This window comes from Staphylococcus sp. 2S1 (assembly GCF_046721335.1).
Taxonomy (GTDB): domain Bacteria; phylum Bacillota; class Bacilli; order Staphylococcales; family Staphylococcaceae; genus Staphylococcus; species Staphylococcus equorum_A.
This window is the reverse complement of sequence record NZ_JBEUUJ010000003.1, coordinates 2029811-2055385: the sequence shown is the minus strand read 5'-3', so window position 1 is coordinate 2055385 and position 25575 is coordinate 2029811. Positions and strand designations below refer to the sequence as shown.

General features: G+C 32.3%; 19 protein-coding genes and 4 pseudogenes. 6 read left to right on the top strand and 17 right to left on the bottom strand.

Features of this window, described 5'->3' with window-relative positions; translation table 11 throughout:
• Positions 1-113: 113 nt before the first annotated feature.
• From menI to ABLV90_RS10800, 3 genes and pseudogenes are all read right to left on the bottom strand, one after another.
• Positions 114-572 carry a 1,4-dihydroxy-2-naphthoyl-CoA hydrolase MenI gene (gene menI, locus ABLV90_RS10810; protein ID WP_427704514.1) on the bottom strand — a complete coding sequence of 153 codons (459 nt, stop codon included), beginning with the start codon at positions 570-572 and terminating at the stop codon, positions 114-116.
• A gap of 210 nt (positions 573-782) precedes the next feature.
• Positions 783-3489 (bottom strand): annotated as a pseudogene (acnA, locus tag ABLV90_RS10805) (aconitate hydratase AcnA).
• A gap of 348 nt (positions 3490-3837) precedes the next feature.
• The gene (locus ABLV90_RS10800) at positions 3838-5481 is read right to left on the bottom strand and encodes a BCCT family transporter (RefSeq protein WP_460872622.1); all 1644 of its coding nucleotides are present in this window, start codon (positions 5479-5481) and stop codon (positions 3838-3840) included.
• Positions 5482-5682: 201 nt separating this feature from the next.
• Between ABLV90_RS10800 and mscL the strand changes: the two genes are divergently transcribed.
• Complete coding sequence (gene mscL / locus ABLV90_RS10795) at positions 5683-6045, top strand: large conductance mechanosensitive channel protein MscL (RefSeq protein WP_460872621.1); 363 nt, start codon at positions 5683-5685, stop codon at positions 6043-6045.
• A 567-nt stretch (positions 6046-6612) separates the two neighbouring features.
• Here the strand turns inward: mscL and sbcC are convergent.
• The 9 genes and pseudogenes from sbcC to sosA form a co-directional block, all read right to left on the bottom strand.
• Positions 6613-8745 (bottom strand): exonuclease subunit SbcC, encoded by a 2133-nt coding sequence (sbcC, locus tag ABLV90_RS10790; protein ID WP_460872879.1) that lies wholly within the window; start codon positions 8743-8745, stop codon positions 6613-6615.
• A gap of 46 nt (positions 8746-8791) precedes the next feature.
• Positions 8792-9643, bottom strand: a complete 852-nt coding sequence (locus ABLV90_RS10785; RefSeq protein ID WP_460872620.1) for an AAA family ATPase — start codon at positions 9641-9643, stop codon at positions 8792-8794.
• A pseudogene (gene sbcD, locus ABLV90_RS10780) lies at positions 9644-10775 on the bottom strand (exonuclease subunit SbcD). It abuts the gene before it with no gap.
• A gap of 312 nt (positions 10776-11087) precedes the next feature.
• Positions 11088-11555, bottom strand: a complete 468-nt coding sequence (locus tag ABLV90_RS10775) for a CcdC family protein (RefSeq protein ID WP_002507699.1) — start codon at positions 11553-11555, stop codon at positions 11088-11090.
• Positions 11556-11968: 413 nt separating this feature from the next.
• Positions 11969-12139 carry a hypothetical protein gene (locus tag ABLV90_RS10770; protein WP_460872619.1) on the bottom strand — a complete coding sequence of 57 codons (171 nt, stop codon included), beginning with the start codon at positions 12137-12139 and terminating at the stop codon, positions 11969-11971.
• Positions 12140-12394: 255 nt separating this feature from the next.
• Positions 12395-12634 carry a YneF family protein gene (locus ABLV90_RS10765; RefSeq protein ID WP_021338794.1) on the bottom strand — a complete coding sequence of 80 codons (240 nt, stop codon included), beginning with the start codon at positions 12632-12634 and terminating at the stop codon, positions 12395-12397.
• A 212-nt stretch (positions 12635-12846) separates the two neighbouring features.
• Positions 12847-14835, bottom strand: coding sequence for a transketolase (gene tkt, locus ABLV90_RS10760; protein WP_460872618.1), 1989 nt, complete (start codon positions 14833-14835; stop codon positions 12847-12849).
• Between the two features lie 77 nt (positions 14836-14912).
• Positions 14913-15161, bottom strand: a complete 249-nt coding sequence (locus ABLV90_RS10755) for a DUF896 domain-containing protein (RefSeq protein WP_069815891.1) — start codon at positions 15159-15161, stop codon at positions 14913-14915.
• Between the two features lie 130 nt (positions 15162-15291).
• A complete protein-coding gene (sosA, locus tag ABLV90_RS10750) occupies positions 15292-15525 on the bottom strand; it encodes a DNA damage-induced cell division inhibitor SosA (RefSeq protein ID WP_460872617.1) in 234 nt (77 codons plus the stop codon).
• 141 nt (positions 15526-15666) lie between these two features.
• Here sosA and lexA point away from each other — a divergent pair, with 141 nt between their 5' ends.
• Positions 15667-16290 (top strand): transcriptional repressor LexA, encoded by a 624-nt coding sequence (gene lexA / locus ABLV90_RS10745; RefSeq protein ID WP_069832155.1) that lies wholly within the window; start codon positions 15667-15669, stop codon positions 16288-16290.
• 200 nt (positions 16291-16490) lie between these two features.
• Here the strand turns inward: lexA and ABLV90_RS10740 are convergent, their stop codons facing one another.
• The 3 genes and pseudogenes from ABLV90_RS10740 to rpsN form a co-directional block, all read right to left on the bottom strand.
• Positions 16491-17513 (bottom strand): CAP domain-containing protein, encoded by a 1023-nt coding sequence (locus tag ABLV90_RS10740; RefSeq protein WP_427704654.1) that lies wholly within the window; start codon positions 17511-17513, stop codon positions 16491-16493.
• An 11-nt stretch (positions 17514-17524) separates the two neighbouring features.
• A pseudogene (gene guaC / locus ABLV90_RS10735) lies at positions 17525-18505 on the bottom strand (GMP reductase).
• A 190-nt stretch (positions 18506-18695) separates the two neighbouring features.
• Positions 18696-18965 (bottom strand): 30S ribosomal protein S14, encoded by a 270-nt coding sequence (gene rpsN, locus ABLV90_RS10730; RefSeq protein ID WP_427704659.1) that lies wholly within the window; start codon positions 18963-18965, stop codon positions 18696-18698.
• 230 nt (positions 18966-19195) lie between these two features.
• On the opposite strand from rpsN, the gene rpmG reads away from it, so the two are divergent.
• Positions 19196-19345: a 50S ribosomal protein L33 gene (gene rpmG, locus ABLV90_RS10725; protein ID WP_002507773.1), complete on the top strand. Its 150-nt coding sequence runs from the start codon at positions 19196-19198 to the stop codon at positions 19343-19345.
• Between the two features lie 395 nt (positions 19346-19740).
• On the opposite strand, the gene ABLV90_RS10720 is transcribed toward rpmG, so the two are convergent.
• The gene (locus ABLV90_RS10720) at positions 19741-20940 is read right to left on the bottom strand and encodes an IS110 family transposase (protein ID WP_460872878.1); all 1200 of its coding nucleotides are present in this window, start codon (positions 20938-20940) and stop codon (positions 19741-19743) included.
• 545 nt (positions 20941-21485) lie between these two features.
• Here ABLV90_RS10720 and ABLV90_RS10715 point away from each other — a divergent pair.
• Complete coding sequence (locus tag ABLV90_RS10715) at positions 21486-21734, top strand: hypothetical protein (RefSeq protein ID WP_427704662.1); 249 nt, start codon at positions 21486-21488, stop codon at positions 21732-21734.
• Positions 21735-21834: 100 nt separating this feature from the next.
• Here the strand turns inward: ABLV90_RS10715 and ABLV90_RS10710 are convergent, their stop codons facing one another.
• Entirely contained in the window at positions 21835-23322 is a 1488-nt protein-coding gene (locus ABLV90_RS10710; RefSeq protein ID WP_427707799.1) for a catalase, read from the bottom strand.
• Between the two features lie 223 nt (positions 23323-23545).
• Between ABLV90_RS10710 and ABLV90_RS10705 the strand changes: the two are divergent.
• Both ABLV90_RS10705 and ABLV90_RS10700 read left to right on the top strand, forming a co-directional pair.
• Positions 23546-24993, top strand: a pseudogene (locus ABLV90_RS10705) (amino acid permease).
• 183 nt (positions 24994-25176) lie between these two features.
• Positions 25177-25491, top strand: a complete 315-nt coding sequence (locus ABLV90_RS10700) for a hypothetical protein (protein ID WP_002507777.1) — start codon at positions 25177-25179, stop codon at positions 25489-25491.
• The last annotated feature ends 84 nt before the right edge of the window (positions 25492-25575 follow it).

Sequence of the window (25575 nt, the reverse complement as noted above, 5' to 3'; positions counted from 1 at the left end):
TTAAAGTTAAACAAGAAAAAGGATGATTTCTATTAAATAATATAGAAATCATCCTTTTTTATTTGTTTTACCATGTATCTTTTAATTAACATTTAACGAAAAGTAGTATTGAGTTAAATACCTTTTACAAGCTCTAACGTTTCGCCCGCTTTATTTTTTTGATCAATATCAAGATAAGCCGCATGCCACTCTGGGAAATACTTATCTAGTCTAATTGGTTTAAAGTCTTCCTTTTTAATACAAGTTAAAGTAGTAGATCCTGTAGTCGCTAACTCGTCTGCTTCATTAAAAATCTCATAACGATAAACATATCTCAATCTAGAGTATTTATCTACCCAAGTCTTAATTGTTACCTTTTCTGGATACGTGATGGATTTAATATATTTAATATCTATATCTGTTACTGGTGAGATAATACCCGCATCTTCCATGTCTTTATAACTGAAGCCCAATTTAGAAATATAGTCTGTACGTGCGACTTCGAACCATGTAGGGTAATTACCATGATAGATTACGCCCATTTGATCTGTCTCTTGATAACGTGATTCTATTTTTGTCATACTGTAAATCATTTTACGTCCTCTTTTCAAATACACATAGTCATTATTACACATTAAATATTAACATAAAAAAGGGAGCAGGACAGAAATCAACGTTTGATTTCATTTTCCCACCCCCACAAGACTGATTAGATAAAGAAATACAAGTGCTTAAGCTCTTGCATAAGAACTTAAAACAAGTGAATTTATATATCAGACAGCTAATGTGTAATCATTAAGTTATTAATTACTAGCTAATTTTTTTCTTAATACAAGTTGTAAGATACCACCATGGCGGTAATAATCCATTTCTACATTTGAATCAAAACGTGCAACTGCTTCAAATTCAATGACTTTACCATTTTCTTTTTTAGCTTGTACTTTAACTAAATCATGAGGTTTAACATTTTCATCAATATCAACTGAAATAACTTCAGTTCCATCGATACCTAAACTTTCTGAAGACTCTCCGTCTTTAAATTGTAAAGGTAAAACACCCATCATAACTAAGTTTGAACGGTGAATACGTTCGTAACTTTGAGCAATAACTGTTTTAACACCTAAAAGGTTTGTACCTTTAGCTGCCCAGTCACGTGAAGATCCCATACCGTAGTCATTACCAGCTAATACTACTAAACCAGTGCCATCTTCTTTATATTTCATTGCCGCATCGTATATTGGCATTTGTTCACCTGTTGGCCAATACGTTGTGAATCCGCCTTCTGTACCTGGAGCCAATTCGTTTTTAATACGAATATTAGCGAAAGTACCACGGACCATAACTTCATGGTTACCACGACGTGAGCCATATGAGTTAAATTGACGAATTGGAACATCATGATCCAATAAGTATTTACCTGTCGGTGTGTCTTTGCCAATAGCACCTGCTGGCGAAATATGGTCAGTTGTTACTGAATCTCCAAATTTACCCATAACACGTAAATTTTTAAGTGATTCAATTGTTCCTGGCTCTTTAGATAAGTCTTGGAAGAATGAAGGGTTTTGAATATAAGTAGATTCAGAATCGAAGTCATATAACGGTTTATCTGTAACATCGATTTCGTTCCACATTTCATTATTATTGTATACCGTTGCATACTCTTCTTTGAACAATTCAGGTGTAACAACATTATCTACAGTATCTGAAACTTCTTTAATTGTAGGCCAAATGTCTTTTAGATATACATCTTCGCCATCTTTGCCTTTACCTAGTGGTTCATTTTGTAAATCGATATTTACTGTACCTGCTAAAGCATAAGCAACAACTAATTGTGGTGAAGCTAAGTAGTTACCTTTAACTAAAGGATGGATACGTCCTTCAAAGTTACGGTTACCTGATAATACAGATGTAACTAATAAATCTTCTTCTGCTATAGCTTTTTCAATTTCTTCACGTAATGGACCTGAGTTACCAATACAAGTTGTACAACCATAACCTACAAGGTTGAATCCAAGTTTATCAAGATAATTGTTTAAACCTGAATCATTTAAATAGCCTGTAACAACTTTTGAACCTGGTGCTAATGAAGTCTTAACGTATTCTGGCACTTCTAATCCTTTTTCTACTGCTTTCTTAGCAACTAGTCCAGCACCTAACATTACATATGGGTTAGATGTATTTGTACATGATGTAATTGCGGCAATAGCTAGGTCGCCCGTTTTCATTGTTGTACTTGAACCGTCTTTAAATTCAATATCAACAGTTTTATCAAACTCGCTCTCATCAAATCCGTGACCTTGGTTACCTGCTGGTGCAGTAACTGATTTTTGGAATTCAGTTTTCATATCACTTAAGAAAATTAAATCTTGAGGACGTTTTGGTCCTGCTAATGAAGCTTCAACAGTTGATAAATCTAATTCAACAACTTTAGTATATTCTGGTTCATCATCTTCTACTGTGAAGAACATGCTGTTTTCTTGTAAATATTTTTTCACAAGTTGGATTTGATCCTCAGAACGACCTGTTAAGCGCATATATTTTAATGCTTCTTCATCTACTGGGAAGAAACCACAAGTCGCACCATATTCTGGAGCCATGTTTGCAATAGTTGCACGGTCTGCCAATGGTAAATGTTGTACACCTGGACCAAAGAATTCAACAAACTTGCCAACCACGCCTTGTTTACGTAACTCTTGAGTCACACGTAAAGCTAAATCTGTAGCTGTTGCACCTTGTGGTAATGCGTTAGATAATCTAACACCAATCACTTCAGGGATTGGGAAGTATGAAGGTTGACCAAGCATTCCTGCTTCGGCTTCGATACCACCTACGCCCCAACCTAATACACCAAGACCATTAATCATTGTCGTATGTGAGTCAGTACCAACTAATGTGTCAGGAAACGCTACAGTTTCACCATCTACTTCACGAGCATGAACAACATTTGCTAAATACTCTAAGTTAACTTGGTGAACGATACCAGTTGCTCGGTGGCACTGCACTATAATTGTTAAATGCTTTAGTAGCCCAATTTAAAAATTGATAACGTTCGTAGTTTCTTTCAAATTCTAATTTCATATTACGTTCTAATGCATCTGGATTTGCATAGCTATCAACTTGAACTGAGTGGTCAATAACTAAATCTACTGGTACTTCTGGGTTGATTTTATCCAAATCTCCGCCAACATCATTCATTGCTTTACGTAATGATGCTAAGTCTACAACTGCAGGAACACCTGTGAAATCTTGTAGAATAACACGAGATGGTTTAAATGGTACTTCGCCTTCTGCGCCTTTGTTAAAGTCAGATAATGCTTTGATGTGTTCATCAGTGATTACAAAACCATCTTCTTGTCTTAAAACAGACTCTAGTAATACTCTAATTGAGTATGGTAATTTTGATACTTTCGTTAAACCTTGTTCTTCTAACGTATTTAAATCATAAAATGTATATGATTTTCCGTTAAGCTCAAACGATTTTTTCGCTTGTTGTTTGATATTAGAAGCCATAAAAATCCCCCTTGAAATTTATATTGATTATATGCCGTTATCTGAATTGTATAATTAAATGCAACTTAAAACAACTACATAATACTAGAAACCTATATAATTTAGATTTGATTTTTCAATCAGTATGTATAAGTATAACTTATCACGCTATGATTGTGTAATAAGTTAATGTTATCAATTGAGAATCATTATCACCTATATTTAATTATATATACAATTCTTTTTACTGTTTTGCTTATATTTTTTATTTATATTAAACGCTTTAACAAAAACCGCTCCTGCTTAATATTTAATCTTTTTGCGCACAAAAAAACTGGAGGCCCATTAGGATCCCCCAGTTAATTCACATTATTTTTCGTTTTTTTCATCGTCTCTTAATGGTTTACGTCTTTCAATAATGTCATCTTCATAATCATCTTCTTGATGTTGCACATAATCTTGCAATCTATGTTTGTTAGGCGTCAATGTTAAGCCTAAGAACTTACGCTCTTTATTGGCATCTTTGTAGAATGAAACCATCATCATTATAACTACAAAGGAGAACGGCAAGGCACTTATAATGGCGGCACTCTGAATCGCGTTCAGTGCTTGTGCACCATCACCCCCACCCGCAAATAATAATACGAAAGCAATTAATGATTGTGCAATACCCCAAGTTACTTTAATGTAATTCGAAGGATTTAACGAACCATATGTCGTTTGCATACCTAATACGAATGTAGCTGAGTCTGCTGAAGTAATAAAGAATGATGCAATTAATATTAATGCAACGATTGATAATATAATACCCATAGGTATTTCGTTAAACACAGCAAAGAGTTGTGTTTCTACGGTCATATCGAATATTTCAGGATTTTTCTTACCAGTTTCAATACCTAGTACTCCAAATACACTGAACCAAACGAAACTTACTAATGCAGGCACTAAAAGTACACCAGAAATAAATTCACGGATAGAACGTCCTTTAGATACACGTGCAATAAATATACCTACGAATGGACTCCGACTTAACCACCAGCCCCAATAGTAAAGTGTCCAACTAGACATCCATTCACTCTTTTGAGGGTTTAAAGCTGCTGTATCAAATGAGTTAAATAGGAACGAGTTCAATAGACTACCTGTTGAACTTGTCATCATATTTAAAATTAATACAGTTGGGCCAATAATAAGTACAGCTATCATCAATATTAAACCTAAACTAATATTTAGATTACTTAAATATTGGATACCTTTACTTAATCCAGACCAAGCACTCATGATAAATAATATAGTTACAATCACAATAATAATTGCTTGTACCCATATATTATTTGGAATTCCGAATAAGTAATTCAAACCACCATTGATTTGTAATGCGCCCATACCAAGTGATACGGCAACACCAACAACAGTAGCAAATACTGCTAATACATCGATTATTGTTCCAATAGGACCTTCTACTTTATCGCCTAAGATAGGTCGTAAAGTTCTAGAAATAAGTCCTGGTTCGCCTTTTCTAAATTGAGCATACGCTAGCGCTAATGCTACTACGCCATAAATTGCCCATGCGTGGAAGCCCCAATGGAAGAATGTTGCGCGTAAACCTTCAGTATACGCTTCAGTTGTTTTTGGATCTGCAGTTGGTGGCGCAGCAAAGTTAGCCATTGGTTCAGCCGCTCCATAGAATACAAGTCCAATTCCCATACCAACACTAAATAACATCGCAAACCATGAAATTGTATTAAATTCAGGTTTATCATTCGGTTTACCAAGTTTCAGTTTACCGATTGGGCTAAATATTAGGAAAACACAGAAGAAAACAATGAACGTTGTAAGTATTAAGTAATACCATCCAAGTTTTTCTGTTATCCATAGTTTGATTGTATTTGTTACAGTGTCAAACTGTTCAGGCAAGAATGCACCTATAAGTACTACAATCGCTACGAGTATCGCACTATAGATAAAAACTGGAGATATTTTCTTACCACTAAGTCTATCGTTAGAAGAATTCATTAATAATAACTCCCTTTCTCATCTTATTTAATTTTTTAAAATCCTAAATAGAAAAAACACTATAAATTCTATTTTTATCTTTCGCCACGTATTAGAATAACAAACCCTAGTGTTAATATCAAATTTAGTTAAAAAAACTATTCTCTTTATTTAAAACTTATTGTATAATAAAATTTATATTTAATTAAGAGGTGTTATAAAATGTTGAAGGAATTTAAAGAATTTGCATTAAAAGGTAATGTCTTAGATTTAGCGGTAGCTGTAGTAATGGGTGCGGCTTTCAACAAAATTGTTACAGCACTAGTTGCATACATCATCATGCCTTTAATTGGCTTGATTTTCGGAACTGTTGACTTTGCAAAAAGTTGGACATTCATGGGCATCGAATATGGTATGTTTGTACAATCAATTATAGATTTCATTATCATTGCTTTTGCATTATTCATCTTTGTTAAAATTGCAAACACCTTAATGAAACCTGAAGAAGAAGAAGTAGAAGAAAATACTGTATTACTAACAGAAATTCGTGATTTACTACGTGAAAAAATTAATAAAAAGCAATAAGCATTTGATATCCATTGCTTCTTACTACCAACTAAGTCTAACGATTTTGTTGGTATTTTTTATGCATGTTTACCGCAGACAAAGCCTCAGCCTGACGTAGTCTTTGACTAGCGTATTTCCCGCATGGGTCAACCCAAAGCACCATCATTTTCTAATAATTCAACAACCAAAAAACATTGATGTATAACCAGTTTTTGGTTTCTTGAATGCTATTTTGAGTTTCAAATGAATGTCACTTCGTGGGTTACCTAAAGTTAAACGAGAAGTAGAATTAGTATTAATGGCAATAAATATAAGAAAAATAGCAACTCATTGAGCTACTAAAATGGATAAGCGATTAAAAATGGTGGTTTCTACTTTATTTCACGTAGAAACCACCATTTTTTAGTTTACTATGAAGCCTATGTCTCAGACTCCTCTATAAGCATATTGGCAGTAGCTGACTGAATTGAAAATATGCTTATATCATGCTTTTGTATTCAACTTTATAGTCAACTTTGCCGGGTCAGGCTCATGCGATGAAATCTTTTTAGAAAAACTAGATTTCTGTACCAATCCCTTATTCAATTATTGCCTTTTAAATTGTGTAGTACTTTGATATTGCTCTGTACTAACTTCAAGTATTAACGGAATTCTTTGCTTAAGTTCACTTACGTGAGAAATAATACCTACCATTCTCCCTGTAGATTTCAAACTCAGTAATGTATCTAACGCTGTTTCTAATGTTTCTTGATCTAATGTTCCGAAACCTTCATCTACAAACATAGAATCTAAAGCAATTCCTCCAGACTCTTGTTGAACTACTTCACTAAGTCCTAATGCTAAGGCTAATGATGCTTGGAAAGTTTCTCCACCAGATAATGATGAAATATGTCGAGATTGATTCGAATGCGAGTCAAAGACGTCTATTTCAAGTCCACTGTAACCTTGTGATATTTGTTCTCTTCTTGTTAATTGGTAGCGTTGCCCTGTCATCAATGCTAAACGTTGATTGGCTTGAGCAAGAATTCGTTCCAAGTAGTAAATTAATACATAGTTTTCTAACGTTAACTTTTGATCATTTTTACCTGACAATATTTCGGCTAATTGAAACACTTCTTGCTGTGCTTTCAATTCCTTTTCTAATGTTTCTATAATTGAATTAATCTCATTGATTTTCTTCTGATTAAAATCAATCTTATATTCATGTTGGCTTAATTCCGTAGCTATCTTGTCTAATACTTGTTGCTTTTGTTGATAGATTTCTTTTAAATGTTGGCTATCTTCAAGTTTTTTATTTTTTGTTTCTTCACTAAGCTGTGTAATAACTAATTCTAATGACTGTTTCTCTTTATTGTAAGTATTGACCTCTGCTTCAATTTTGTCTTTATCTGCTACTTTAACTATTGTTGCTTCCACCTGCTCAAATTGAGTGAAGCCAATTCTATCCATTTCTTCATCTATCTTCAGATTCATATTTTCCAATTCATTTTTTAATTCTTTTAAACTTGATTCTAAATATGCTTTACTATTTTCTTCAATAGACAGTTGTTGGTTACTATTTAGAATATTTTGTTCTAATTTATTAAAAACATTGTCATATTCTTTTATCTTTTCTAAATTACTTTCATAAGCTTTCACAAACTTAGCAACATTATCAAGTTCGGTGTTATGTTCGAAATCATTTATAGTAATATCATTTTCTCTTAGAGTATGTTGCTTATTTTTCATATCTAATTCAAGCGTATGATAAGTTTGTTCGTTTTTTTGTAATTGTTCTTTTAATTGATTAATCTCTTCATTTTCTTTTTCTAAATTCTCTTTTTCATCATATTTATAATCAATACGCTTTTCAAGTTCACGATAATTCGTATTATTAAGCTCTTCTTGAGAAAATTTTTCTATTTGTTCATTTAAATAGTTTAATTCACTTTCACATTTTATCTTTTTCTCTTTTATATCTTTATGTTGTTCTTCTATTGCAGTTAACGCTTGATGTCTTTCAGTTAGTTCATCAAAGTCTAGATGTTGCTCAATTGAATGTACTTCATTTCCACAAATCGGGCATGTATCACCTGAATTTAATGCTGATTGAACTTTTGCAATAATATCCTTTTTATTGTTTAAATCTATATTCGTTTTGTCTATATTAGAGTATTTGTCATCTAATTGTTGAAGCCGCATATGAAATTTTTCTATATCTGTTAACTTTTGTTTTTTTCTGTTTTGTAAGCTTTCAAATTCAATTTTTTTGAGTTCATTCTGTTTTAACTCTTTGATTTCATTATTTAAATTATAAATTTGTGCATTAAGCAATTCAACTTTTTTATAATCACTGTTACGATGGTTTAACTTCTTAGCGAGATCATCCAGTAGTTGCTTTTGTGTTTTAACCTTTTCTTCAAGTGTTTTATAAGCTTTATTTATTGTTTCACGTTGATGATATGCCTCTCGATATTTACTTGCTTTATCATAAAACAACTTACATTTTTCTACATACTTTCTAAAACCTTCTAATATATCTGAAGACTGTAAATGTTTTTCGAGTTGTTTTTTATTTTCATGTGACTTATCTTTGAGTGAATTAATCGATTTTTCTTTTTCTTCGATATCTTTTATTGATTTTTCTTTTTTTAAAGTTAACGTTTCTTTAGACTCTAACAAATTAGCTAACGGTCTTACTTCATAAATTTCATTTAATAGTTGGATTTTCTTTTTGATTTCGTCATCAACTAAAAGTAACTGTTCATATTGCAGTTGTTTCTCTTTAAGTCTGCGTTAATGCTTCTTCAAGTTTTAAATTATAATTTAAATTATTTTCTGCCGTGGTCACTTCATCTTTATATTTACTCTTTTTTTCTTTTATTTCTTGTTGTATTTTTCGTGCTTTTTCTTTAAATTCTGGTAATACTTTCATAATTCGATTTGTTTGTCTAGCATTGATTGTTTTATATTCAGTTAATAGTTCATCGTTAAATGTTTCAATATCATGCCAATTATTTTCTAACATATTGAATCTTTTTTCAATTTGTTCTCTAACTTCTTTTACGTCGTTACTCAAGTGTTTCTGTATTTCTTCAAAACGCTGACTATTAAAAAGTGTCCTTAAAATTTCTTGCTTCTCTGAGCTTTTAGATAGTAAAAATCTCTTGAATTCTCCCTGAGGTAATATAAAAAGTTGTCTGAATTGCTCAGCGTTTACGCCTAATAAATCTCTGATAAATTGATTACCCGTATTTATTTTACTCTCTCTGAGATTATATTCATTGTCTTCGTATTGGTATATTGCTAACTGGCCTAGCGTTTTATTTTTATTACCTTCTTTAATAAATGCACCTTGTCGCACAATCTTAAAAATATGGTCTCTTAGTTTAAATTCAAATTCTACAATCATAGGTGTCTTGCTATCTGCAAAATGACTTCTTAAATCACTCTCTTTTCTATCTTTAGTAGACGCTTCACCAAAAAGTGCATAGACAATTGCGTCAAAAACCATTGTCTTACCTGATCCAGTTTTACCACTGATTAAAAAAAGTTGATTATCTTTTACGTTATTAAAATCTATCATTTCTTTTAAGAAAGGTCCGAAATTATTTAAATTTAATGTTAAAGGTCTCATTTATTCAGATTCTCCTTCGAGCAAATCATTTAACACCTTAGCTACTGTTTTACTTTGAGTTTGTGTTAGTTCTTCATCAGTAATATTTTTATAGAATTTATCAATTATCGTTTCATCATCTAATTTTTGAATTTCATAGTTATCTTGATGAATGTGTGCACTAAAATCAAAAGTCTGGTTTGTAAGTGCCAATGTATTAGGATAAATTTGTTTTAAATGTACCATTGGATCACTGACATGAGACATATGTTTTAATTTGAAGTGTAAATAATTATCTTTATCTTTTACCTTTAATTTTTCTTGTATCGCGTCTTCGTAATCGCCTTCTACAACTTCTAATTGTCTTAAAGGCGCAATCGGTATGAATTTCTCTTTAATCGTATCTTCATTAATTTCAATGGTTCTATACCCTTTAGGTTGATCCACTTCTGAAAAAGAATATTGGAGTATAGACCCACTATAGCTTATAAAATCAGAATCTATGCTAAACGGATGGTGTAGATGACCCGAGCATAACTCTATCAAACTGTTGAAACGAATCAGCTTCTACAGATTCGACTGTCCCTATAGATAAAGGTCTCTCTGATTCTGAACGCACACCACCTTGTACAGTTAAGTGACCAATAAGAATATTGGTATTATTCTTATTTATATTATTACTCATATATTCAATAGATTTACTTAAAGCTTGTTGATAAGTTTCTATCGTATTATCTTTTAAAAAATGTTGAGTTTCATTAATTGTTGCAAACGGTAACGTATAAAAATCTATAGCCCCAATTGAAATAGGTACATTCATATCTTCAAGTTTTGTACGTATATATAAATTTGATTTTTCAAACCACTTGGAACCATAGTTCAATCGTTCTTTACTATCATGGTTACCGCTTATCATAATGAGCGGAATGCCCATCTCTAGATTCAAAGTATCAATTGTACTTTCTAATAATTGAATCGCATCTTTATTCGGATAACTCGTATCATATAAATCACCCGCAATGACTATGACATCCGGTTGTTCATTTTCCATTGCTTCTATAAAACGATTTAAAATATATGCTTGGTCTTCTAATAATGATTTACCATTTAAAATTCTGCCTAAATGCCAATCGGCAGTATGTATTACTTTCATTTTAACACCTCTAATAGAACGTTTGTTCGTATTTATATATTATAATATTTTTACTACTAAGACAAGTATAACCATAATGGCGATGAGACAAAAAGCTAATTTTTCTAATAAAATTTTGTCATATGACTCCAGAACACAAAGATGACTATAAAAAAAGACAATAGCTTCAGCGCTTATATAAGAACTACTTATCTTCATAAATGAAGAACTAATGCTTTAAAAGTTACATATAAAGGAATTTCCACTTCTTTCAACTACTGCCAATATAACAATTGAGGCTGAGACATGTATTTATGCCCCAGCCTCTACAAACTATTGAATTAACGTGCTTTTAAGCTTTTTATATTTATATAACATTGCTAAACGCCAAGGAACAATCATAGAAAAACCAAGTAAGAAAAACATGCCACCAATTTCTCCTGGGTCTATTTTATTGCTAATAAATATTTTAAGTAATGTACGTATTAACAGTAGTGAAATAAGAATGATAGGGAAAGCTTTAGAGCGTTTCATATATATTTCACTGCCCTGAGTTTCAAATTTAGATGTCCATATTAAAATTGTAGAAAACGCTATACCTAAAATAATACATTCTACAATTTCAAGACCAGTTAATCTAAAATATGGAACAACGTACATTAAAGCACCTGTTGCCATAAAAAATGGTGGTAATATAATTTTCTTTTCATTAACTGGAAAATTTTGCGCTTTCATTCGCACAAAGATAGCACCTAGTCCCATTATAAAAGCGAAAATTATAGAAATTACTAAATATAACACACTTACACCTTCTTTAAATTTCTATAAGATGATATTTACTTTCGATAGTATATCACTTAACAAAATATTAATCAGTATTTTTAATTCGTTTTCCACTATTTTCTCGTTTCTAACATTACATAGTATATATTAGCATTTTTAAATTAAGTAAATAACAACTATCAATATCTTTTCCCTCTATAAATAATAAATTTCTTATACTAAATATGCTTAACATCTATGCGAATAATATAATTTTTTCTATTGTTTTATTCTTGGGAAAGTGAAGTGCTATGACTAAAGCTTTGTGAGACTAAAAAATCTAAAACATACACCATAAAAAATGCCAACAAAGTCTTTAAGACTTTGTCGACAATGTGAATGAACCTTGGTAAAGGTTTATTCTATCATTTTTGCTCTATTGCACATGTGAATTAACACATGCTCGATAATGCATCATTTAGTGTATATCTAAGATAATTCATATCATGAATTTGCATTGCGTTATGATATTTCTTAAAAGCTTCATCGTTCGGAAAGTTAATGTGCATATTAGCTAGTCGATCTAATACTTCTCTGTCTTCCATGTCATAAGCATCCTTCACTTATCGATACCTCCCTTATATATACACAATTATAACAAAAATCATATCACAATCAAATGTTTTCTGAATATTTGAAATATAAAGTTCACATTTTAATTATTGAATACTTTAGGGTTCGCGACATAAACATCTTGATAAAACTATCATTCACTTTGAAAATATTTAATATGGCTAAGGATTTAATGATTTAATCTTATTGTTAAAAAATAAAGGTTCAAACCAATTCACTTATTGGCTCGAACCCTTTATAGAACATTATTTTGTTTTTTTCATTTGATCTTGTTGATTTTTGTTCATCATTGTCATCATTTGATTTATTTTCTTTTGAGATGGTTTTTGACCCATTTGCATCATCATCATACGTAGCATTTCTTCGTTAATTGGTGGGTTCTTTTTAAGATAATCCATCATATATTTTCTTGCAAGGAAAAATCCACCGACTAGTCCTAGAATTAGTGCTAACACGATTAATAAAATTGCTAACCAAGTTGCCATTGTTTCACCCACTTTCCTATCCTAATGAATTTTACTAAAATTGGTGCTCCTTTTCAAGAGCAACTCAATTAATATATATTTTTTCAACCTTATGTATTATATCAATTACAAAATCAATTTGTAAATATAAGCTATGCTTTATATCTAATAATAAAAATTGGTATGAGAACTTTCGCTCTCATACCAACAATTTAAATAATTAATTATATTAATTAGAATGTTTGTATTTGATTCAATACGTTTTCTTTAGTGAAACCATATTTTTCAATTACTAAATCGCCAGGCGCACTTGCACCAAATCCATCAATTGCGATGACTTTGCCTTGTGTGCCGACATATTTATGCCAACCAAGTGGTGAAGCCATTTCAATAGCTACACGTTTTGTAATTGATGATGGTAATACTGATTCTTTATACTCAGCAGATTGTTGATCGAATGCATTCCAGTTAGGCATTGATACAACACGAACGCCTTTACCTTGTGCTTCTAAATCTTTTGCCGCATCTACAGCAAGATTAACTTCAGATCCTGTTGCTAATAATAAGAATTCTGCTTCTTTGTCAGATTCAAACACTACATAAGCACCTTTACGTACGCCCTCTTCAACTGTTTCTTTTGGTAAGTCCATTGTTGTAAGGTTTTGACGCGTTAATACTAATGATGTTGGTGTACTTTCTGATTCTAGAGCTACTTCCCAAGCCACACGTGTTTCGTTACCGTCTGCAGGACGAATCACATTCATATTAGGAATCGCACGTAAACCAGCTAATTGTTCGATTGGTTCATGTGTTGGACCATCTTCACCAACAGCAATTGAATCATGCGTAAAGATGAATGTTGAATTTAAGCCCATGATTGATGATAAACGAAGTGCTGGTTTTAAGTAGTCACTGAATACGAAGAATGTTGCACCGTATGGATGTAATCCACCATGTGCGACCATACCATTTACTGCAGCTCCCATTGCGAATTCACGCACACCAAACCAAATATTTTTGCCTTCTGGTGTATCTTTGTCAAAATCAGCCGCATCTTTTACGTTTGATTTGTTAGAACCAGCTAAGTCTGCTGACCCACCAAAGAATGAAGGTACTGTTTTACTTAATGCTTGTATTACTTCACCAGAATCAGCACGAGAAGCACCACTATGGCCAGCTTCGAAGTTTGGTAACTCATCTTTATAATTTACTGGTAATTTACCACTAATAGCTAGTTTAAATTCTTCAGCTAAATCTGAGTACTTACTGCTATATTCTTCAACAAGTTTATTCCATGCTTCTTCGTTTTCGTTAGCACGTTTTAGCATAGTTTGTTGGAAAATTTCATATACTTCTTCAGGCACATTGAAACGTTTTTCAGGATCTAAACCATAATTTTCGAAAGCTAATTTTCTTTCGTCTTCACCTAATGGCGCACCGTGCACACCATGAGAAGCTTGTTTGTTTGGTGCACCATAACCAATAATTGTTTTAACTTCAATTATTGTAGGTACATCATTAGACTTCGCTTCTTCAATTGCTTTATCAATTGCTTCGATATCATTACCGTCTTCAATTAAAATATGCTTCCAACCGTATGCTTCGAAACGACCTTTAACATCTTCAGAAAATGCTTTATCTAAATCACCATCTAAAGAAATATCATTTGAATCATATAAAACAATTAGTTTATCTAATTGACTATGACCTGCTAATGAAGCGACTTCATGTGAAACACCTTCCATTAAGTCACCATCAGAAGCAAGTACATAAGTATAATGATCTACAACTTGTGCGTCATCTTTATTAAATTTACCAGCTAAGTGTTTTTCTGCCATTGCCATACCAACTGACATAGCGAAACCTTGTCCAAGTGGACCTGTTGTTACTTCAATGCCATCCGTATGTCTAAATTCAGGATGACCAGGCGTTTTAGAATCCCATTGTCTAAATTGTTTTAGCTCTTCTAATTCTAAACTACCTGAAACATGTAATAAACTGTATAATAACGCAGACCCGTGTCCCGCAGATAATACAAAGCGATCTCTATCAAAGAAATCTTTTGATTGGGGGTTAAAGTTTAAATGACGCGTCCATAAAGTATAGGCCATAGGAGCAGCGCCCATTGGTAATCCAGGGTGACCTGAGTTTGCTTTTTCAATAGCATCGATACTTAACGCTCTAATCGTATCTATCGCTAATTGATCTTTTTCTATATTCATCTAACATGACTTCCTTTCTTCTAGCAAGATTCAATACCATTATACATTAATTTTCTTCTATTTAACAAAAAAGTGATTTAGTTTTTATCTTCTTTGTCTTTAGAATCTAATATTTTTTTCACTTTATTAGGTGTAACATCATTTCCTTCTGAATCAATAATTCTAGTACTTTCAATTTGTTGCTTGAACTTGCCTCTAAATTCGTCTAAATAAGCTTTGCGCAACTTAGATTGCTCTTTGGCTTCAATTTGAGTAAGTCCCTGTTCTTTTTTCTTCTTTGCTAATTCATTAATACGTTCTAAATCTACGCTACCCTTGTTAGCCATAGTTAACCTCCGTAATTTATAATCTAGGAAAAATATAACAAAAAAGTGAGCGAAACTAAATCGTTTCGCTCACTTTATCCCTATTTACTATTAACATGCTTGCTTTCCCAAATCACTTCTATTTAAAAAATTATTTAACCGTTGCTATAACCGGTTGTTGTTCGTGTTCGCTATTCTCTTCGATTTTCACATTGTATTGTTCGCTTTGTGCTGGTTCATGCGTTATTTGATGATCGGTCATTTCGTACGTCTGTTCTGATTCTGCATTGTTATGTGCACTTAAAATAAATAATGCGCTTAATAGCATCGTAACAAGTAACACTGTTACATACGCTTTTATTTGGTGTTTATATATTTTCAACATTAATAGCCACTCCTAGAACGTTTGTTTGTATTTACACCTTACCAGAACACTTGTTCCGAGTCAACAAGAAACGAACAAACGTTTGTAATATATATATATGCATGCTATAATAAAAACAAATTAATCTAGGGAGTGCCTACTATGAGAGAGTTAACAAAGCGACAAAGTGAAATTTTCGAATATATAAAACAAACAGTTCATTCAAAAGGATATCCGCCAAGTGTAAGAGAGATTGGTGAAGCCGTAGGATTAGCATCAAGTTCTACAGTGCACGGTCATTTATCAAGATTAGAAGAAAAGAGTTATATAAGAAGAGATCCTACTAAACCTCGTGCAATTGAAATTGTATCAGAACAATTAGGTGATACTTTAAATATGGAAGAAACTATTCATGTTCCTGTAATCGGTAAAGTAACAGCCGGTATACCGATTACTGCCGTAGAAAATGTTGAGGAATATTTCCCGTTACCCGAACACTTCACTTCAACTCATAATAGTGATATTTTCATTCTCAATGTCGTTGGAGACAGTATGATTGAAGCAGGTATCTTAGATGGTGATAAAGTAATCGTTAGAAGCCAAACAATCGCTGAAAATGGAGATATTATTGTTGCTATGACTGAAGAAAATGAAGCTACTGTTAAACGGTTCTATAAAGAAAAGACACGTTATCGCTTACAACCTGAGAATAGTACAATGGAACCTATCTATTTAGAACATGTAACTGTATTAGGTAAAGTTGTAGGCCTATTTAGAGAAATGTAATTATAAATTGAATCCTTTAAAAACACTCTCACAAAAATAAGAGATTGAGCAATGAGCTCAACCTCTTATTTTTTGTCTTTTTTATCTAAGACTTCTTTTACTTTTTCAAGTATATCTTCTGTTTTATCTTTTTTATTTGTTGTCATAACTTATTCATCCTCACAAATTATAAGATACCCTCTTATAACAATCAATAAACACTATCCACTGTAATTTTCAGTCCAATAAGGTTGTCTATCTTCATTAAAGTCGACACCTACACCTAATGTTTTGAATTCTTTTTTTAGTATGTTCTTTCTATGTCCCAATGAATTCATTAAACCTTGGTGTGCATAAATGCTACTTGTTTGACCATAAGCTAGATTTTCACCTGCCGCATTAAAATCATGACCGTCAGCTTCTAATCTGTCGAATGGTGAATCACCTGATAAATTATCATGATCAAAATAATCATGCTCTGCCATATCTACACTATGTTTTCTAGCAGTATCAGAAATACTAGCCGAATAATTTAACGAGGCTAAATCACGTTGGACTCTCTCAGCGTTTACTAAATCAAAGTTTTGTAATTCGAAACTTTGCGCTAACCCTTCTGATGGTGCGGCGTATTGTTGTTGTAAGCGGTTTTCCATTTTTTCACTAACTTGTAAAAGTGCAGTTAAGTTATTGTTCTCATGTTTGTCGTAAAAAGCTGTTGTATAAATCTGATCATCATGGAAATTGTCGAATTCGTCATCTTGCACATCAAATTTTACATGACCTTTTTCTTTTTCAGTAATAGGTTCACCTAATCTATCTCTAACGACTTCTTTGGGTGTTCCATATTTAATTTTTGATTTTGATGAAATCACATTCTGATTACTATAAAGTGCATTTACTTTATCATCAATGTAACTCACCATCACAAATGATCTATAATCACCAGAGTAGTAAGTATGCCAATTTGTACCGTACTCACTAGAAGTCACACGTTGTGCGTCTCCTAACTTTTTGTCAACTTCATCTTTAGTCATGTTCATTTGAATATTATTCACAGCAAATTCTTGTTCACTCGGCACTTTCAACGCATCATCAGAAGTAGATTGTTCTGATGTCCAACCATCCACTTTTGATTTAAACTGTTGTTGTAACGATGTCATAGGAGCTGTTTCTTTGATTGGAACGACTAATACTATGATTAACAAAACAACTATATATAATAAAATTTTTCTGATTTTATACACCCACTATAAAACTAGTCTCTATCACCATTAAAAATAGAGTTTCTAACAATTACATAATCCACTTTTCTTAACGCATTCAAATCTTTGCCACCTGAATATGAAATTGAACTTTGTAAATCTTGTTGCATTTCTATTAAAGTATTCAGTAAAGAACCTTTGTGTTCAACAAACATTTTTTTACCTTCAACATTTTTGTGTTCGCCTTTTTGGAATTCAGAAGCACTACCAAAGTATTCTTTATACATTTTACCATCTAATTCAACAGTTTCGCCAGGAGATTCTTCATGTGCTCGCAAATAATGAACCCACCATTACCATTGATGCGCCAAAGCGAATTGATTTAGCGATATCACCATGTGTTCTGATACCACCATCAGCGATGATTGGTTTTCGTGCTTGCTTTACTACAATGGTTGAGTGCTGATAACTGCCGACCACCAGTTCCAAAACCAGTTTTAATTTTAGTAATACAAACGCGACCAGGGCCTATACCTACTTTCGTAGCATCTGCACCGGCATTTTCAAGTTCACGAACGCCTTCAGGTGTACCCACATTACCAGCCTATTACAAATGTCTCTGGAATATGTGCTTTTATATGTTTAATCATATTAATGACTGAATCTGAATGACCATGTGCAATATCAATTGTAATATAGTCAGGGATTATTTTTTCTGCTGCTAATTTTTCAACAAAACCGAATTCACGCTCTTTCACTCCTACAGAAATAGATGCGAACAAACCTTTATCTTGCATCCTTTTAGTAAATGGAATACGAGCTTCTTCGTCAAATCTATGCATAATATAAAAATAATTATTTTCTGCAAACCATTCTGCTAATTCTTCATTCATCACTGTTTGCATATTTGCTGGTACTACTGGCAATTTAAAGTTTCTTGAACCAAATTTAACAGTTGTATCACATTCAGAGCGACTATCAACAATACATTTATTTGGTATCAGTTGGATATCTTCATAATCAAAAATTTTCATAATTTAACAAACCCCTAACATCTTTAATAAAACAATAATATAATGGTAAGATTTTCATGATGATTTTAAATATTATATAAGGAAAATACATGTTTTTACATCAGATTCCGAACAATAACTTTTTAATTTATCTTAACCAATTGATAATATACATTGTTTTACTATAAATGTAAACGAACTTGGGTCGTATTTACCAACTTGATTTTTTAATACCTGGAATTTGTCCTTTATGTGCATATTCACGGAAAGCAATTCTAGACATTGCAAATTTTCTGTAAACACCTCTAGGTCTTCCAGTAACTTTACAACGACGTGTTAATCTTGTTGGTGAGGCATCTCGTGGTAATTTTCTTAAAGCTTCATAATCTCCTTTAGCTTTCAATTCTTGACGTAATTCATAATACTGAGCGACTAACCGTTCTCTTTTTTGTTCTTTTGCTATTTTTGATTTTTTTGCCATTAATATAACTCTCCTTTTAAATCGTAATGATTTCGTTTTAAATCATAACACATCTATTTAATTAATCAAATAGAAAGTTCTAAATCCAACTCATTATTACAATTTGTTTGAATGAGATAATTCATATCTTCTTTAATGCATATATATTTTAGAAAAGTAATTGAAATTGAATAATTTATATGATAGAATTTTAAAGCGTAATCATTCCTGTTAAGAAAGAGGTGTCAACTTTGCGCGTAAATATTACATTGGCTTGTACTGAGTCTGGCGAGCGTAACTATATTACTACTAAAAATAAACGTAATAATCCCGAGCGTATAGAACTTAAAAAGTTCTGTCCAAGATTAAACAAATATACGTTACATCGCGAAACAAAATAATATGATGTTAGACCTTATCTTTTGAATACGACATATTTAAAAGTAATACAGAACTTAAATGATTTGTTAAGTTCCAGAAATAAAGGTGTTTCCATAATGGTGTCACCTAAGAACGTAGATAGGGAGTGGGACAGAAATCTAATTTTTCTAATAAAATTTTGTCGTCCCACCCCAAGCACAGCTGACTAGAACTGAAAAAAGCTTGATATAAGCGCATTTTCAATTCAGTCAGCCACTGCCAATATAAAAATGAGCCTGAGGACATATGCTATGTCCCAGGCTCTATTTCCTACGATTAGTCAAGTACTAGTATTTAAAAAAGGCATACTAAAATAGACCTTATGATTTTATTTTTTAAAATAAGGTGTTAATATATATTTGATTGTATGATTGTTTTAATGTGGGGACATTTGATAATCATATAACTTATTATTAGTAACTAAATAATGAATTGTTTTCAATAGGCGGTTCATACAAGCTACTATTGCAGTCTTATGAGATTTCTCATTAGGTCGCTTTCTTAATTTATAATAATAATCTACTATATGATTTTCAAAACGGTGTTGACCACGTAATATATTACATATAACCAAAAATAATAAACGACGTGCTTTTTTGTTTCCACGTTTATTAATTGTGTCTCTATAATGCGTTAACCCAGATTGATATCGTTTGATATCAATACCTACAAATGCGTTTAATTGTTTATGAGAGTGAAAGTTAGAAATATCTCCCAATTCTCCAATAATCATCGCCGCTGTTAATTCTCCTATACCTGGAATAGAAATAATATTTTGAAAGCAATTTAATTCTCGTGCTAAATCAATCATCTCATTATCTAGCTTATCCATCTGTTGAATAGAAAATTTTAATTGTTGAGTAATAATTTGAACTTTTTGGACTAAAAATGATTCTGCTTCTACATTTGGATAACTTTCATTCGCTAATTGAAGTAAAAGTGTTGAATACTTGTCTGCTTTTTCTAGAGACATACCTTTATTTGTTGAGTTAAGTATATCTAAAGTTAATGTGTGTGGGGCTTTTTGAAGCACAAAGTCTGGATGAGAAAAGCATTCCGCAATATTAAGGGCAATTATAGAATAGCGATTTTTAAAAAGATTTTCTAATCCGGGAAAAGTTTGATGAAGCACTTCAATCAATTCTATTTTTAAACGATTTTGATTATTTTCGATTTCAAGATGAAATCGAGCTCTTTCTCTTAATTCGAAATAAATAGAACTATCTGATTGTTTCATACTCTTTTTTGAAAGATTTGGTGCTAATAGAGCTAACTTGTGAGCGTCAGACTTATCCGTTTTCCAGGACCTTAAAGAACTTGTTTTAAACTTTGCTTCTAACGGATTAATTTCAACGAAATTAATATGATTTGTCTTACAAAACTTAGCCATAGCTCTTGAATAAATTCCAGTCGATTCAAATATGAGACACATATCATGAAATTGCTTCAAATATTTAAGTAAATGGTTAAATCCATTTTGGTTATTTTGCATTGTAAATTCTTTAACAAATTGCTTTTCAGAATAGTGGGCAATTACACTATCTTTTTTACTAATATCAATTCCTAAGTATTCGATATAAATCAAACCTCCTAAAAAAAGTTTGAGAAGCGAAAACTTTACTTAACCTTTCTCATTTCACTTTCCTATACACGGTTTCAAGAACCCAACATACTACAATCGAATTTCAAAAGGCGAGAGTAAAGCTGATCAGTTTTTAGTACGGATTTAAAATCCAAGAGTCTGCTCGATCTACTTCTCTCTACAACTATAAAAAATAGCTGTGAAAAAATCTATCGTCATAGATTTCTTCACAGCTAATCTTAGTATGTTTTTTATATTCATTTTTATTGAGAGTATCTTTTTTTATTTCATTTTCTAAGGGCTTTTTCATAATAGAGATTCCTTTATTTTTATTATGAAACTTTAAATTTGATTAGATCATCACACAGAAATAAACCCTTTTGCCATGCATTCCATAGCTTTCAAATCTTATAGGTCATTAATAAGTGTTAATTAACATTTTACAACTTAATTGTCACTTTTAAATTTTTAAGCAGTCTTCTAATCAACCGTGAAACATCTTATAATAGAATAAGTATTTATTATTGGAGGAGAATTTTATGGAAAATCGCCACATGTCAGACGAGCAGAAAAGTCATATCATTAATTCAATAACGACAAAAACAAAAGACAAAAGTATTTGTAATTGTGAACAGCCTAAAATCGAAATTTTAAATGGGCATTATTTCGCGCCCTTATTAACAGCTTCATTAGGAAATGATGCAACGCCGTTAATTGCACTAATGTGCAATAATTGCGGTAAAATCCATTTTTATTCACAAAACTTTTTAGGAATTAAAACGAGATAACATAAAAAGGTAGCCTCCATTATATTGGAAGCTACCTTTAATTATAAATTCTGCTTTAAGGTTTTAAAAATCTTAGAAAGTTAATACCCATCATATTAACTTAGTCTGCTACTTCTAAATCTACATCATTGATATCAATACCTAATGCATTCGCTACGCCTTTACCATATTCACTATCAGCTTTGTAACAGTGACGGATATGACGGTGTTGAACTTCTAATGTAGTACCTTGCATTTCATTTGCAGTATTTACAAATATACGCTCTTGTTGCTCTTTAGATTGTAATCTAAACAAGCGACCTGGTTGTTCGAAGTAATTGTCATCATCTTGTCTAAAATCATATTCATATGCTTCGCCTTCAATTGGTAATCCAGGTTTTTTAAATTGTGGTTGATCTTCAAAAGAACCATCACTATTTGGATAATAGTGTGTGCCACCGCCTTGATTATTATCTAAAATTCTCATTTGACCATCTCTACTGAATGGACAAATATTTTCAACACCTACACCTTTAGGTTGGTTTACTGGAATTTGCCAATGGTTAGCACCCAGTCTGTAACGTTGTGTATCACCATATGAGAATAAGCGGCCTTGTAACATTTTATCCGGTGAAAAATCTAATCCTGGTACAATGTTTGTTGGCGCAAATGCGGCTTGTTCAACATCTTGGAAGTAGTTATCAGGGTTACGGTTCAGTTCCCATTCACCAACTTCAATTAGCGGATAATCACCTTTATACCAAACTTTAGTTAAATCGAATGGATTATCTTTATGATTTCTTGCTTGCTCTTCAGTCATCACTTGAATATATAATTTCCATTTTGGATAATCTTTATTTTCGATTGCTTCGAATAAATCACGTTGTGATGATTCTCTATCGTTAGCAATAACGCTTGCTACTTCCTCAGGTTGTAAGTTTTCAATGCCTTGTTGAGTTCTGTGATGGAATTTCACCCATACACGTTCACCTTTGTCATTGTACATTGAATAAGTATGAGAACCGAAGCCATGCATATTTCTAAAACCTTTTGGAATCCCTCTATCTGACATCAAGATTGTTACTTGATGTAATGCTTCTGGTAACGAAGTCCAAAAGTCCCAATTGTTTTGCGAACTACGCATATTAGTTCGTGGATCACGTTTTACTGCGTGATTAAGACTCGCGAATAATTTAGGATCTCTAAAGAAGAATACTGGTGTGTTATTACCTACTAAATCCCAGTTACCTTCATCCGTATAAAATTTCAAAGCAAATCCACGGATATCACGTTCAGCGTCTGCCGCACCACGCTCTCCGGCTACTGTTGAAAAACGTGCAAACATTTCTGTTTGTTTTCCAACTTCTGAAAAAATACTTGCAGAAGTATATTTTGTAATATCATTTGTTACTGTGAATGTACCAAATGCTCCAGAACCCTTCGCATGCATGCGTCGTTCAGGAATAACTTCTCTATCAAAATGAGCCATTTGCTCTAAAAAGTACCAATCTTGCATTAATAGTGGTCCTCTAGGTCCTGCCGTCATACTATTTTCTCTGTCCGAGACTGGCGCACCAAAAAGGCTTGTCAATTTTTTATCATTACTCATAAAAATTCCCCCTCGATTTTCTAAATAATAATAATTATTATCTAGCACTTATTTTAATGTAATATGATTTTAAAAGCAACAAAGTATCATTGAAATATGTGAAAGTTTTCTAAATATTTAAATATTTTATGAATTTTAAGTCACAAAAGGCATTGCTTGTATCACTTAAAAGCATTAAAATGGACTGTATATATAAAATTCAATAGATTATAGGAGATTTTTTATGGCACAAAATAATATGAATCGTGGTCTTAACTCTCGACATATTTCAATGATAGCAATAGGCGGCGCCATCGGTACTGGTTTATTTGTAGCAACTGGGAATGTTATATCTCAAGTCTGGTCCAGGCGGCGCAATATTGGCGTACTTGATTATTGGCGTAATGCTGTATTTCTTAATGTCATCTATCGGTGAATTAGCTACGTTTTATCCTGTTTCGGGGTCATTCAGTTCATACTCTACCCGTTTCGTGGATAGTTCATTAGGCTTTACGATGGGTTGGTTATATTGGGCAATATGGTTACTCGTAACGAGTGTTGATATCATTATATCTGCAAGCGTACTTTATTATTGGGATGTATTTCAATTCTTCTCACCAATGACGTGGAGTATTATCTTTTTATGTTTACTCTTTTTACTGAACATTTTTTCAGTTAAAGCTTTTGGTGAAACAGAATTTTGGTTGTCACTTATAAAAGTTATCACAATTGTTGTATTTATTGTGATTGGTGTATTAACTATTGTTGGTATCTTAGGTGGTAAAACATATGGTTTAAGCAATTTCACAAGCGGAGAAGCACCGTTTGTTGGTGGGATTTCAGGCTTCTTAGGCGTATTACTGGTCGCGGGTTTCTCTGTTGGTGGTACTGAGGTTGTTGCTGTAACGGCTGGAGAATCCTCCAATCCGCATCGTTCAATGCCTAAAGCAATTAAACAAGTATTTTGGAGAATTTTATTATTCTATGTATTATCAATAGCTGTCATATCAGCAATTATTCCTTATACTGATCCAATGTTATTGAACAAAAGTGAATCAGTAGCACAAAGTCCATTTACAATTGTATTTGACCGTGTAGGTATTGCATTTGCGAGCATCTGTAATTAACGCTGTAATTTTAACTGCATTATTATCTGCAGCGAACTCAGGTATCTATACTACGAGTCGTATGCTATTCTCAATGGCAGAAGATAAGCAAGCACCAAGATTCTTAGGTAAATTAAATAAAACTACAAAATTACCAATGGCCGCACTTTTTGTTACTTTTATCATTGTATTAGCTATAATTATTATCGCCCAATTCAAATCTGATATTATTTTCACATTACTTAATATCATTGGTTCTTTAGTCATTGTAATTTGGGGATCCAGTATTTTAGCACAAATAAGATTACGGTCAGCAATTAAAAAACAAAATAAAAATCCTGATGATGTACTTCCTTATAAAGCACCATTTTACCCATTAGGACCTATCATTGTAATTCTTGCTTTACTATTCTTATTTGTTGGAAATTCATTTGGTGCTGTAATGGCTCGTGATTTCGGAGCATTATTCCGAAATATTTTCCCTATGGTGATTTTAGCTATTGTTTACTTTGGTCATAAGTATTTCAAAAAAACTAAAATTGTTAAACTTGAAGAGTTGGATTTAAAAAGTCACGATTACAGTTAATGTCTTAGCATTGATGCACAGAAGCAATTATTTGTTTCTGTGCATCAATGCTTTTTCTTTTATAATAAATCGTGTTTATTGAATTCAACACATATTCAAATCTATAAGGCGATGATATTTTCAGTTGAAGAGAAATATAGTATAATGGATTATAATAATAAACGTAACTTAGAGGTGGAAATTATGATTGGACAAACGAATTTATTTGACGATATTTTAGAAACTGAGGAACGCTTCGTTATTGTTGTGCAATCACTTGAAGATAGACATAACCGCTTAATTAAACGCACATTAAGGGAGTATAGTAGTTTAGACCATTCACAAATGGAAAGTCTTTTTAACCATCTTAAAGATTTATTTCTCGAAGAAGATTTTGAAGAGAATCAATCCGCATTTTCTATTACAGTCTACACAAATTTAGATTATGCGGCTGATCAGGTATACGCGCATGTTAAACGACATCGCGGTAAAAATGAATGGACACATACAGCAAAATAAATACGTAAACGAACTTTAGACGATTGCTCTATTCATAAAACAAATCACCAATTCAATGGCTTGATATGCCAAGGAATTGGTGAT